This is a genomic window from candidate division WOR-3 bacterium (genome assembly GCA_016934535.1).
Taxonomy (GTDB): Bacteria; SDB-A; SDB-A; order SDB-A; family SDB-A; genus JAFGIG01.
On the sequence record JAFGSQ010000019.1, the window covers coordinates 57,572 to 70,872 of the forward strand.

Consider the following 13,301-nt stretch of genomic DNA (forward strand, 5'->3'; position numbering starts at 1 on the left):
CAAGCGCCCCTTGCTCAAAAGTTTGTGCCGAACTGTATATGCGGTTTCCAGTCTCCCGATGAAAAACCGTACGCGTAATCTACGCCGATTATGCCAAGCATGGGTATATTCAGCCTGAAACCCACTCCCGCGCTTTTGTAAAAGTCGCCGAAGCTTCTCGAACCGCCGACCGAATACGGGTCCGGCCAGGTATTCCCGGCATCTGCAAACAATGATACGTTCGCCATGTCGCCAAGATTGACGGAATACTGAGCGTTCAAAAGGATCGCCGTCGCGCCGCCCTTTACGTCTCCGTCCCTTACAGGGCCTATTGTGTATTCGTCATATCCTCTGACGCCCCAATCTCCGATGCCGCCGAGTCTGTATAACTCATACACGGGGACATCGGCGCCTCCCGTCGAATAAAAATCCGAAATCACTCCAGTTTTATTTCTGAACATGAGAGAAGTCGACGGCATATTGGATCCCGGCATTTTCGTAGTCACCGGAATAAAATATTTGAACTCGAACACGTGTTCCCTGAAATTGACATCTCCCTGCATGAAGCCGCCCGTTAGATTGGTGGCAAGTGAAAAATACGACCCGCGGGACGTGTTGAAATATTTGTCCCTTGAATCCCTGACGAAAGTCAGACCGAAACGGCTTATATACTTGAGCCCCTCCTGCGACTTCAGGTAGTCGCTCGCGCTGTCCTGATCGAATATGTCAACTTCGACCCGCTCGATTGTGTAGGAATTGTAGATTTTGGAAAAGTTTATCCAGGGCAGTTGTCTCGCAGTGTTTATCTGGAATCCTTCTTTTCTGTATTTGTAGTTGTCCATTTCGTAAGTCGTCGCGAAAAATCTCACTCCTCCGGCCCAGTTTGTACCGAAAATCCACGGTTCGAAATAACCTATGTCAAAATTCCACATTTTTGAGTTTATATCGAATTCAAGGTCGAACGATTCACCTTTTCCGAGAAGATTGGGAACGGCGAACTTGGCGTAGGCACCCACTCCGCCGTAATGTGAATATGTCGCTCCTCCCCTTATTTCCCCGGATTTCTTTTCGAAGACCTCAATTATCAGATCCGCGTAAGCGATACTGTCGTTTGAGCTGTCGACAGGCGATATATCGGGTATTATATTGTCGAAAAAACCCAGGTTGAAAATTTTCTGTGAAGTCAGTCTCAATCCCGAGACAGAAAAATAATCTCCGGGCAACTGCGTTATCTCTCTTCTTATCAGTCTGTCTCTGGTCCTGTAATTTCCTATAATCTCGACGAGTCTTATCTTCACTCTCGGACCTTCCCTCAGCTGCCATTTTATGTCAACAAAACTGTCCCTTCTCGTCTGAACAGGATTGAACTGCACGTAAATGAAGCCGCTGTCGGCGTAAATTTCGCTCATCACCCGCTGGGTTTTTTCCAATTTTACAATGTCATAAGGCTTCCCTTCGCTGTAGGATATTAATTTGCGAAGAAATTCTTCGTCGAGAAACACCTGCCCTTCGAAAGAAGTCGAACCGAAAAATTTTTCTTCGCCTTCTGTCAGATAGACGTCAATGGAGACCAGCGTCGATTCTTCGTTGAAAGTGTAGTTGAAACTGTCCACTATTGCGTCGGGAAATCCTCTGCTTTTCAGCGCTCTTTCTATTGATTCTATGTCGGAGGATTCAAAAATGTTTTGATTGAAACCGCCTTTTCTGAAAAGACCGAATCTGTAAAAACTCCGGAAACCGCTCCAGCCGTAAAAACCCCATTCTCTGTTCTGAAGTCCGGTTTTTATATTTTCGGCCTCCAATGAATAAAGCCCGTTCAGATATATTGATGCGATCGTGATTTTTCTTCCTTCGGCAATGTCTATAACGACCGATACCCGGTTTTTGGAATCAGGTTCGCTTGCGATCACATCTACGACGGTCCCTATGTATCCTTCCCTTCCGTAGGAATCCAGAACAAATTTCTTCCAGATCGCGATCTTTCTCGGTGTGACTGTTCTTCCTCTGAAAGGCCCCTCCGCCCAACCTCTGAGAACAGCTGTGTCTGCAGAACCGTGAGAAAGCCATTTTCTCATGTCTTCCTCGGATATTCTTCCGCACCCTCTTAATATCAGAGAATCGAGGACGGGATTTTCAGTGACATCGATGATCAGAGTCAGCTGGTCCAAGTCTTCTGTAAAAGTGTCGAGGGACACATCGCTGAATAGATCCGTGGCGTAAAGATTTTTGATTATCATCGCAGAGACAAAGGGGGAAAATTCAGCGCCTTCCGCAAGACCGGCCATTTGAATGACCTGATCCTCGCTCGATCTGTCGTTTCCGGTGATTCTTACAGCCGAAATCGTTTTAGCCCAGACGCAGACGGGCAATAAAAGAGCCAAAAATAATAATTTTTTCATTTTTGTTTTCGCACCCCTGACATGAATTGTTTCTTCCGGGCAGCTCACCCGCCGGCGGAACTCTCTCCCGGCATTCCTGCCAAATCTTCGGTTTTTTCAACTGGTATATTGAGCATGCACTTAACGTCTTTTACTACAAATCTCAATTCTTTACCGGACCTCTCTATTACAACTACATCGTTGACCTTTACCGAACCCTGCAGAAATTCCTCGACAAGAGGGTCTTCGACGTATCTCCTGAACGCCCTCCTCAAAGGCCGGGCTCCGAAGGAAGGGTCGTATCCTTCTTCGACGAGAAGTTCTTTGGCGCTTTCAGAAAGCTCAATTCCGATTTCTTTTTCCTTCACCCTCTCTTTGACCTCTTCGAACACGAGTTCTATTATCTTTTTCATGTCTTCTCTCGTAAGTCTTCTGAATACGACCACTTCGTCAATTCTGTTTATGATTTCCGGATTTATTATTCTTTTAAGCTCCGAGAGAATGTTTTCTTTCATTTTATCGTAATCAATATTTTCCGGTGTAGAACCGAATCCCATCGGTTTCGAACGGGTTATGTCTTTTGTGCCAATGTTCGAAGTCATTATTATCACACTGTGCCTGAAACTTATTTTTCTGCCGAGGCTGTCGGTGATTTCGCCTTCTTCCAAAAGCTGAAGCAATATGTTCAGGACGTCGATGTGGGCTTTTTCAATCTCATCAAAAAGAACGACCGAATAAGGTTTGACGCGGATTTCTTCAATCACGGGATTTTGTTCGCCGTATCCTATGTAACCGGGCGGAGAGCCGATGAGTCTTGACACGGAATACTTTTCCATGTATTCGCTCATGTCAATCCTTATGAGGTTGCTCTTGCTTCCGAAAAGGATTTCAGCCAGGGATCTCGCCAGTTCCGTTTTACCCACGCCCGTAGGTCCGAGAAAAAGAAACGATCCAAGAGGTCTTTTTGGGTCTTTTAAACCCATCCTTCCCCTTCTGATCGCTCTGCTGACTGCTTTGATTGCTTCAGTCTGGCTTATGACTTTGGCCGCAAGCAAATCTTCGAGATTGACGAGTTTGTCGTGTTCTTTTTCCTGAAGCCTCTGAATGGGTACATTCGTCCACATGCTGACCACTTCCCTGACATCTTCTTCGGTCACTACCGGAGTGACCTTGTCAGACATCTTGAGCCATTCTTTCTGCTTGGTGTCAATCTCTGCTCTTATTTTGGCTTCCTTGTCCCTGAATTCCGCGGCTTTTTCGTATTGCTGATCCGATACGGCTTTTATCTTGACTTCGAGGATATTTTTAAGCCGTATTTCGTCTTCCACAAGATCAGGATACGGGGGCACGGAGGATAATTTGACTCTGGCTCCGGTTTCATCGATGACGTCTATTGCTTTATCGGGAAGCTGTCTGTCCGTTATGTATCTGTCGGCGAGGATAGCCGCTGCTTTTAGAGCGCTGTCTTCGTAACTGACACCGTGATGCTCTTCGTATTTTTCCCTGAGACCTTTAAGTATGTTTATTGCTTCTGAAATCCCCGGGGATTCAACAAGTATCGGTTGAAATCTTCTCTTCAGAGAACCGTCTTTTTCAATGTGTCTGTGATATTCAGCCACGGTCGTGGCTCCAATGCATTTAATTTCACCTCTCGCCAGAGAAGGTTTCAGAATGTGGGAGGCGTCGAGGGAACCTTCCGCTGAACCCGCCCCAACAATCGTGTGCAGTTCGTCAATAAAAAGAACTATGTCATCCCTGTTCTTTATAGTTTCAATTATTGATTTCATCCTGCTTTCGAACTGACCTCTGTATTTCGTTCCGGCTACAACCGAAGCGAGATTGAGCTGATAAAACTTTTTACCTATGAGAGAAGGAGGAACGTGTCCCTGAACTACTTTTTGCGCGAGACCTTCGACAATGGCTGTTTTTCCGACACCGGCTTCTCCTATCAGCACCGGATTGTTTTTCCTTCTTCTGGAAAGGACTTGTATGACTCTTTCGATTTCTTTGTCTCTGCCGATTATCGGATCAAGCTTTCCTTCTTCCGCGAGACTCGTAAGATCTCTGCAGAAATCTTCGAGTGCGAACTTATCTTCTTCCTCGTCGTCGATGTTTTCGCGGGAGCGTCCAATCTTCCTCTTGTCCTCTTCTTTCACGGAAAAATCACTCTCTTCTATGAGGTTCTGCAGTCCTGCACTGAATTGGACATAAGTAATATCAAGGCTTTTCATCACTTCTCCGGCCGCAGAATGTATGTTGTCGAGAACGGACAGCACAAGGTGTTCTGTGCCGATGAACATGTGTGAAAGCTCTTCCGCTTTTTTCATGGAACCCTGAATCACGCTCTCGACCTCTATTGTCGGGACGGGATCTTTGAAATTCGGCGGATATCTCGGAGTCTCTCTGTATAAATCATTTTTGTAGATTCTTGCGGCAATTATCTTTTTCATCAGTGAAATATCAACGCCGAGTTTTTGAAATATCTTTACTGCAAAGCAGTTCGTCTCTGTCAAAATCGCGTAGAGAATATCCAGTGTCGTGTAATAGCCTCTCTTGTGAAGCTTCGAATTCTTCTGCGCAGACATAATTATTTTTCTGTATCTCAATGTAAAATTTTCGCTGTTCATGCCTTTCTCGCAGTCATTTCGACAAACATCGCCAGACTGAGATCTTCCCCTCCTTCTGTTTGCTCAATTATAGCATCTCTGTGTCCTCTTCTCAAAATAAAGAAGAGATCCGAAACCGTCTCTTCGGAATACCTTTCTTCCAATCCCAAATCGAATCCGAGCCTGAGGACAGAAGCCGCGTTTGCGTATTCCGAGAATTTCAAAGAGCTGACTTTCTTCTCTCCGAAAATCTCAAATCCGCTTTTTAAATAGTTTTCAACGGCTTTTTTATTGTACATTACAAAATATTCCCGCGCAAACAATTCATTTTCGGCAAAACAGTCAGAGAAATAATCAACTTCGTCCATTGCCTTTGATTCTTTTTCAGATGTTTTCTGATTCGATATCTGACAGAATGAACCGGCTGTTTTCGTCCCTTCTCCGAAAATGCCTCTCAAAGCCAATCCGCATGCTTTTGCCGCACGGACTATTTTTTTTTCATTTCCCGACAAAAACACGCACGGAGCGTGAAAAAGGTTAGAGTACCTCATTCCTGTTCCTCTGTTCGTAGGGCAGGCTGTCTCGAAATCGCCTTCAGCCGTTCTGGCAAAAGGAAATGCACTTTCAATTTCACCGCTAAGTGAAAGAGCTTCTGAAAGACAGGACTGGCCTTTTCCGGGGACTGAAATGATCTGTATTCTGACATCGTCTTCGTCGTTGACGAGGATTGATGTCTTTTCATCAGGGCTGACAAAAAGACATAGTCCGAAAGACGGGGAGGAATTCAGAAGATGCCTTTCGGCAAGTATCCTGCAGTGAGACTCGCTCGCTTCCCAAAGATTAATTCTTATGAAGTCTCTTCCGGAAACTGCTTTTTCAACTATTCCGGCTATCTCTTGCGCATCCTTTTTTTTGACGTCAAAATTTCGAGCCAGCCTGACTCTTGTGCTGAATACGACTTTTCTGTAATCGGCTCTGAACCATGAAGGCGCTTTTTGCCTGATCCTTTCGACGAAACTCAAAGCGTTTTCAGTGTTATTTTTTCGAGTCGTAAATGTCAATTATACCAGAATCCCCTGATTCAATCGCAGAATACGGTCGCACAGAGCGCTTATACCGGGGTTGTGAGTGACGACTATGACTCCGCAATTGTTATTCCGCGCAAGCTTCAAAAAGACGGAAAGAACAATCCGGGCCGTTTTGCCGTCGAGATTTCCCGTTGGCTCATCGGCGAGAATTACTTTCGGATAGTTGGCCACCGCCCTTGCTATGGCTACCCTCTGTTTTTCGCCCCCCGAAAGCTGGGAAGGGTGATGGGCAATACGCTCGGACAAGCCCACGTCATCCAGTATTTCTTTTGCTCTTTCTTTGGACTTGTTTTTTTTCATACCGGCGACTAGCATAGGCAACATTACATTTTCCAGAGCGCTCAGCTCGGATATGAGGTTGTGAAACTGAAAGACAAATCCGATTGTGCTGTTTCTCAATTTTGAGAGCTCGTGGTCTCTGTGTTCGCGGATGTTTTTTCCGTTCAGATAAAGATTTCCGGAGGTCGGTTTTTCAAGAGTTCCGAGTATGTGAAGAAATGTCGTTTTGCCGCTCCCGGACGGACCTTCTATTGCAGCGATCTCTCCGCCTTCAAGAGTGAAATCAATACCTCCCAGGACTTTTATCGTGTCCGTTCCGCTTTCAAAGTTTTTTACTATGCTCTCGGCTCTTATAATGACTTCATTCATAACGCAAAGCCTCCACGGGCAACAGCCTAGAAGCCCTGTAAGCCGGATATATGGCCGAAATAAACGATATTCCAAGAGAACAAAGAGATATGACCACAACATCGATAGGGTTTACTGTTATAGGAAGAGAGGATATCACATAAACGTCGGTGTCTATAGGAAACTCGTATCTGCCAAGAGCAAAGCAAATGGCAAGGCCGACGAGAATTCCCAGAGCCGTCCCTACAAAACCCATGATGGTCCCCTGAAGGACGAATATTCTCATGACGTCAAAGCGCGTCAGACCTATGGACCTCAATATTCCTATTTCACGGGTCTTCTGAATCACTATCATTATCAAAGTGGAAACTATGTTGAACGCGGCCACAATTATTATCATAAAAAGGATCAGCGTCATTGCAGTCTTTTCGAGTTTTAATGCGGCGAAAAGATTCTTGTTCAATACAAGCCAATCCTGAACGGAATAAGAAAAACCGAGTTTGTCCTGCAATCTTTTCGATATTCTTCTGACTTCCATCATATCCTTAACTGCAATTTGAAATCCGGTCACTTTTCCTTCAAGTTTGACAATTTTCTGAGCGTCTTCGAGCCTAACAAAAATCCACGAACTGTTGTATTCGTAAAGGCCCGCGTCTATTACACCGACGACTTCACCCTTGTATATCTTTGGAACAGGTCCCACGGGGGTTATCGTGCTCGAAAGCACGGAAAAGATTTCAATTACGTCTCCCGTTTCCACCTCGAGATTTTCTGCGAGCATGTTTCCAATAACTACCGGAATGACGTTCTCATTGACGGGATCCACCAAAAAAGCACCTTCAATTATTTTCTCTTCTATGTCGCTGACTTGTCTTCCTGAAGCCATGTCGTATCCCCTGAGAAGGACACCGTCGATGGCATTCTTTTTCCTTATCATCACCTTCGAAATGACGAATGGAGAGATACCGGTTATCTCTTTCGTCAGGATATCGTCGGAAGCTATCGCGGCGTTGATTTCTTTAAGGCTGGTATCGGGAGAGCTGATTCCCTGAGTGACAATTATGTGAGCGTTGACACCGACAATTTTCTTTTTTATGTCTGTGTGGAGACCGTTCATAACCGACACGACGGCTATCAGCGTCGCCACCCCGACCATGACCCCTCCTATTGACAAGATCGTTATGAAAAGCTGAAATTTATTGGTTTTCGGCGGTTTCAGATATCTTTTAGCGAGCATCGAATGATAGCGCGTCATATTTCCTCATTAGTCTTCTGAACGGGCTTCAGCTGAGGGAAAGTGATTACCTCCCTTATGTTTTCAGAAGAGGTGAAAAGCATCGCCAATCTGTCTATTCCGAGTCCGAGCCCTCCGGCCGGCGGCATTCCGTAAGACATCGCAAGAAGAAAATCCTCATCGACCGGTTCGTATTCTTTTTCACCCTGCTTTCTGAGTTCGTTCTGGTATTCGAGCCTCTTTCTCTGCTCAACAGGATCGTTTAGTTCGGAAAAACTGTTCCCGAGTTCCATGCCGAGTACGATCGGTTCGAATCTTTCGACGAGAAGCGGATTTTTCCTGTGAGTCTTTGCAAGGGGAGATATTTCGAGAGGATGGTCCATGACGAACGAAGGTTCAATGAGGTTTGGCTGGACGAGAGCCGAGAAAAGGGCATCGACTATCTTGCCTCTGTGGTTTTTTTTGTCAATCTCGATGTTCTTTCTGCGGCAGAAGTCCAAGAGCGCTTCTTTGGAGAGGTTTTTCATGTCCTCTCCGGTCGCTTCTTCGAGGGAATCCCAGTAATCCAATCTTTTCCAGGATTTCGAAAAATCAATTTCTCTCTCTCCTGTTATCAGGACAGGTGTTCCGAACAGTTCGATACAAACCTCGCGGAATATGGCTTCCGTAAGGTCCATCATCGCGAAATAATCCACGTATGACCAGTAGATTTCGACCTGAGTGAATTCGGGATTGTGATCCTTGTCCACTCCTTCGTTCCTGAAATCCTTGGCGAACTCGTAAACTCTCTCAAATCCTCCTATGAGAAGTCTTTTAAGATAAAGCTCGTTGGAAACCCTGAGATAAAAATCAGTTCCCAGAGAATTATATCTTGTCACGAAAGGTTCGGCGAACGCCCCTCCGTAAACCGGCTGGAGAACAGGAGTTTCCACTTCGAGAAATCCGAGCGAATCGAGTTTTTTTCTTATGGTTTTCACAATTCTGCTTCTCGCTTTGATTTTTTCCCTCGTTCCGGGAGTCGATATAAAATCGAGGTATCTCTGTCTGTATCTCGTCTCCGGGTCTTTCAGACCGTGAAATTTTTCGGGCAGGTTCATGAGCGATTTTGATAAAAACAGCCAATTCGAAACCCTCAGAGTTTTTTCTCCTGTTTTGGTTTTCATGAGAGTACCGCCGACTCCTATAAAATCTCCGACGTCGGTTTTTTTAAAGCCTTCAAAGCTCTCTTCTCCGAGCGCGTCGAGTTGTAAATAAAGCTGAATAGAGCCGGTGGAGTCGGCGATGTTTGAGAAAACACTTTTGCCGTGACCTCTTATGGACATCAATCTCCCGGCAATGGAGATTTTCACGCTGTTTTCCGCAATTGCATCGAATTCCTCGAGTAATATTTTCACGTCGTGGCTTTTTTCGAATGAGTACGGATAAGGATTTATGCCCGACTTGATGAGTTCTTCTCTTTTTGTCTTTCTTATTTCATATTCACTGCTCACTTTTTTTCTCCTGAAATATTTTTTTCTCCTGAATAAAGCAAATAGCTCCTTATGAAAGCGTCGATCTCGCCTTCCATGACTTTCTGCACGTCCGATGTCTCGTGTCCCGTTCTGTGATCCTTCACCTGAGTGTAAGGAGTGAAAACATAGCTTCTGATTTGATGACCCCAGGCTATGTCGGTCTTCTGGTTTTCCAGCACCGATTTTTTCTTCTGTTCTTCCTCCAGCATTTTCTGATATATCCTGGATTTTAAAATTTTCATCGCGTTTTGTCTGTTGAGTATCTGGCTTCTCTCGCTTTGGGACTGGACAATTATTCCTGTCGGGACGTGCGTTATCCTGACTGCCGTGCTGACTTTATTTACGTTCTGTCCTCCGGGGCCGGAGCTTCTGAAAAAATCGAGTTTTAAGTCTTTCTCGACTATCTCGACTTCAATTTTGTCGTCGACAAGCGGATAAACGAAAACGGAAACGAAAGAAGTGTGTCGTCTGTGGTTCGCGTCAAAAGGGGATATCCTTACAAGTCTGTGAATTCCCCTCTCGCATTTAATGAATCCGTATGCACTTTCGTGATCTATTTCTATGGTCACGTCTTTTATACCCGCTTCTTCACCTTCTTGAATATCAACTATTTTGTATTTCCACTCATGTCTTTCCAGATATTTGATGTACATTTTCATAAGCAAACCCGCCCAGTCGCACGACTCTGTGCCTCCGGCTCCAGGATGGACGGTCAGTATGGCTCCGAGCTGGTCTTCTTCGCCGTTCAGCGCGTTTTCCATTTCAATTTCGCTTATCTCATCTTCCGCCTTCCCGATCTCCAGGGAAATCTCGTCAAGATCTTCATCCGAAACAGATTCGGTGAGTTCCAGGAGAGTTTCGAGATCGACGGTCACTTTTTCGAACCTGCCGACTACTTTTTCATCAGAGTTCAGTTTTTTCGACAATTCTCTCGCGTTATGAAGATCGTTCCAGACGCCCGGTTCCAGAAGCTTTTTCTGGACTTCTGTTATGTTCTCCTTCCTCCTGGAGATATCAAAGAAACCTCCCGAGTTCTTCTTTCTTTTTGTTCAGCGAATTTATTGTCTCTTTTATTTCTTTTCTGGTCATTATTTCTCCTGATAGTAAATGGTTTTTTATTTAGGAAGATGTTATTATTACAAAATGAATTTCGCGGCAAAGATACTTGTATTATCCGGTGTCATACTCGCAGTGACGGGAGTTATACTTCTTGTGTTCAAAAAGACTCCTTTTTGGGGACTCCCCGGCTACTTGAGATTTTCCTACAAATCCTGCGTCTGTTTTTTCCCGATAACTTCGTGCGTATTGATTTCATTAATTTTATCTTTGTTGTTATTTTTTTTTGCAGAAAATGAAAATATTATGAAAATACTCGACTTCGAAAGATTTTTCAAGCTCAAATTATAACAAGTAATATGATTTTAATCGATATTTATTTTTTATGAAAATATGTTATCTGACTCATAATTATCCCAGATACGATGGCGATTATTCAGGTCTGCCATTTAAACACATAACCCACGCGCTCGCAGAAAAAGATTATCAGTTTACAATCATCACGCCACATGCTGAAAATCTTCCGGAATACGAAAAACGCAAAAATGTCGAGATCATCAGATTCAGATATTCTACCAGAGAAAGCATAGCATATACGGGTAAAATGCAGAAATTTTTTAAAAATCCTCTTTATTGGAACGAGTTTTTTTCGTTTTTTAAAAAGTTTTACTTTAGTTCGAGAAACGCCGGAAATATATTCGACTTACTGCATTGTCATTGGATGATCCCGGCCGGCTTGATAGGAAAAATTATTCCTTGCAGAAAGAAATTACTGAGTCTTCACGGATCAGATGTCAGATTCACATCTTATTATAAACTTGACAGATTCGCTGAATATCTTTTTTCTGACTACGATTTGATATTACCTGTTTCAAAATTCCTCGAGGAAACTGCCAGGAAATGGGTCGATAAACAAAAGCTTGTGACCGCACCGTTTATTACAAACATTGATAATTTTATATACAAACCCGCTGATAATTTCATGAAACCTTTACGCTTACTGACAGTATCAAGGCTCTCAAAACAAAAAAATCTGTCCGTCCCGATCGAAGCCGTGAAAAGACTTGTTGATGAAGGGTATAAACTGACATATACAATAATAGGCGATGGTGAGGAAAAAGAATCTCTGTTAAATCAGGTTAAGAATCTTGATTTAACTGCCATCGTTGAATTTAAAGGATTAATAAACCACAGAGAAATTCCGCGATTGATGAAAGATTATTCCGTGTGTCTTATCCCCTCTTTCGATGAAGGTTTTGGTATTTCGGTAATTGAAGCTCGGCTTGCGGGCAGACTTGTCATAGGATCAGATTCAGGAAATGTCAAATATATAATCAAAGACGGAAAAACAGGTATAAAATTCAACCCGTATTCAGCTGAAGATCTTGTCCGGAAAATTAAAACGGTTTTTAATGACCCCAAAAGAGCAATAAAAATTGCTCAAGATTCAAACACCGAGGCTGTTAAATTATATAAGTTTGAAAATCAAATAAACACATGGAATAATATTTATTCAAAATTCAAATAGTGTATTTATTCATTACACTTTTTGTGTTGTTTGAAAAATAAACATTGTTTCCGTTTACTCTCCTTAAAAAATACATAGAAAAAATTTATCCGGTTAATCAATTGATTAGTTTTCTCAATATGAATATTTCTGGAAATAAGATTTTTAGCAAATTGCCTAAAAAAATCTGTCGATTCGCAATTTGCATAAGATATAAAATTATGTAATTCTGCAATTTACATATTATTAAACGTAAATCAACTGCTTGTGTATGTTTTAATATCGGACATTAATGGCATTGTTGTTGCTTAAATAACCTGTTAAGTAAATTAAATGTAATTTAAGGAGGAAATATGAAAAGCAATGCTAAGATCATTTTTTGGACGATTTTGTTTTTGAATTGTCACATTCAAGCTCAATACGATCCAAAATTGGACTCAATTCCATGGTTTGATACATGTTTTGTTCCGACTTATGACGGATCAAATGAAGCCGTCCATCCAGATGTAATATATTTCAAGGACGGTTTCACAATACAGGATTCGACAATACATTTTTTAATGGTCATGACGCCGTATCCAAATTTTTCAAGAGAATTAGAAAATCCAAGCGTTGTCTACAGCTGTGATGGATATCATTTTTACGAATGGCCGCAAATTCATACAAATCCTTTGGCTTTTCCAAATGGCAGTTACAACAACGACCCGGACATGATTTGGGATGCAGAATATGAATCTTTATATATAATTTATCAAGAAACTGAAAGTTCAAAAAAATGGCAGGATATAAAACTTTTAACCAACGATTCAACAATATCGAATAACACCCTCCCGAGAACTATATTACACTATCAAGCCGATACTAGTCAGACTTGGAAAGACTCGATATTTACCGTATCTCCAAGTCTTCTTCCGTATTCAGACACTCTGTTCATGTTTTATGTCCACTTGATGAATACATCATCAGAAAAAAAAGAAGATGCGGATTGGACTTCAAGCCGAATTGAAATTCTCAAAAGCACTGAAGGAATACATCAATGGAATAAAGATGATACAATCCATGCCATTTTACATGATAAACCGGCGGGTCTGTTCATCTGGCATATAAATGTTTTTGACGGGCAGGATGGTTGGTTTTATATGCTTTGCAACGGATACGAAGGTTCTTTTTGGAATAATCATAATTTGTACATTGCAAGAAGCACGAATCTTCTTGACTGGTATTTTTTCGATGATCCAATACTTATTGAAAACGACCCGTTTTTCAACAATGATTGCATGGGAGTTTACAGAAGTTCGGGATTAATTAATAAAGA

Annotated in this window: 10 protein-coding genes; 3 read left to right on the forward strand and 7 right to left on the reverse strand. The window is 42.7% G+C overall.

All coding sequences use genetic code 11. The features are described 5' to 3' along the window. Positions 1-14: 14 nt before the first annotated feature. Genes bamA through prfB form a run of 7 tightly spaced genes read right to left on the reverse strand, consistent with a single transcriptional unit; the run spans position 15 to position 10,436 of the window. Entirely contained in the window at positions 15-2,378 is a 2,364-nt protein-coding gene (bamA, locus tag JXL83_04035) for an outer membrane protein assembly factor BamA (GenBank protein ID MBN2363281.1), read from the reverse strand. Positions 2,379-2,422: 44 nt separating this feature from the next. Beyond that, entirely contained in the window at positions 2,423-4,984 is a 2,562-nt protein-coding gene (locus JXL83_04040; protein MBN2363282.1) for an ATP-dependent Clp protease ATP-binding subunit, read from the reverse strand. Beyond that, on the reverse strand, positions 4,981-5,985 hold the full coding sequence (locus tag JXL83_04045; protein ID MBN2363283.1) for a hypothetical protein: 1,005 nt from the start codon (positions 5,983-5,985) through the stop codon (positions 4,981-4,983). The genes JXL83_04040 and JXL83_04045 overlap by 4 nt, the downstream gene beginning before the upstream one ends. Before the next feature lie 39 nt (positions 5,986-6,024). After that, complete coding sequence (locus JXL83_04050; GenBank protein ID MBN2363284.1) at positions 6,025-6,699, reverse strand: ABC transporter ATP-binding protein; 675 nt, start codon at positions 6,697-6,699, stop codon at positions 6,025-6,027. Beyond that, positions 6,692-7,933 carry an FtsX-like permease family protein gene (locus tag JXL83_04055; GenBank protein MBN2363285.1) on the reverse strand — a complete coding sequence of 414 codons (1,242 nt, stop codon included), beginning with the start codon at positions 7,931-7,933 and terminating at the stop codon, positions 6,692-6,694. The genes JXL83_04050 and JXL83_04055 overlap by 8 nt, the downstream gene beginning before the upstream one ends. Continuing rightward, the gene (gene lysS, locus JXL83_04060; GenBank protein MBN2363286.1) at positions 7,930-9,402 is read right to left on the reverse strand and encodes a lysine--tRNA ligase; all 1,473 of its coding nucleotides are present in this window, start codon (positions 9,400-9,402) and stop codon (positions 7,930-7,932) included. Before lysS ends, JXL83_04055 begins: the two co-directional genes overlap by 4 nt. After that, positions 9,399-10,436, reverse strand: a complete 1,038-nt coding sequence (prfB, locus tag JXL83_04065; GenBank protein MBN2363287.1) for a peptide chain release factor 2 — start codon at positions 10,434-10,436, stop codon at positions 9,399-9,401. The genes lysS and prfB overlap by 4 nt, the downstream gene beginning before the upstream one ends. 94 nt (positions 10,437-10,530) lie before the next feature. Here prfB and JXL83_04070 point away from each other — a divergent pair, with 94 nt between their 5' ends. The 3 genes from JXL83_04070 to JXL83_04080 form a co-directional block, all read left to right on the forward strand. Beyond that, entirely contained in the window at positions 10,531-10,830 is a 300-nt protein-coding gene (locus JXL83_04070) for a DUF2905 domain-containing protein (GenBank protein ID MBN2363288.1), read from the forward strand. A 34-nt stretch (positions 10,831-10,864) separates the two neighbouring features. After that, positions 10,865-12,007 carry a glycosyltransferase family 4 protein gene (locus JXL83_04075; protein ID MBN2363289.1) on the forward strand — a complete coding sequence of 381 codons (1,143 nt, stop codon included), beginning with the start codon at positions 10,865-10,867 and terminating at the stop codon, positions 12,005-12,007. 332 nt (positions 12,008-12,339) lie between these two features. Continuing rightward, a partial coding sequence (locus JXL83_04080) for a hypothetical protein (protein ID MBN2363290.1) occupies positions 12,340-13,301 on the forward strand: 962 nt, incomplete at its 3' end.

Bases quoted from the DNA above. Each gene is read 5' to 3' on its own strand.
- JXL83_04075 (MBN2363289.1), top strand. From the start codon at position 10,865: ATGAAAATATGTTATCTGACTCATAATTATCCCAGATACGATGGCGAT.
- JXL83_04070 (MBN2363288.1), top strand. From the start codon at position 10,531: ATGGTTTTTTATTTAGGAAGATGTTATTATTACAAAATGAATTTCGCG.
- bamA (MBN2363281.1), bottom strand. From the start codon at position 2,378: ATGAAAAAATTATTATTTTTGGCTCTTTTATTGCCCGTCTGCGTCTGG.
- JXL83_04040 (MBN2363282.1), bottom strand. From the start codon at position 4,984: ATGAACAGCGAAAATTTTACATTGAGATACAGAAAAATAATTATGTCT.
- JXL83_04055 (MBN2363285.1), bottom strand. From the start codon at position 7,933: ATGACGCGCTATCATTCGATGCTCGCTAAAAGATATCTGAAACCGCCG.
- JXL83_04050 (MBN2363284.1), bottom strand. From the start codon at position 6,699: ATGAATGAAGTCATTATAAGAGCCGAGAGCATAGTAAAAAACTTTGAA.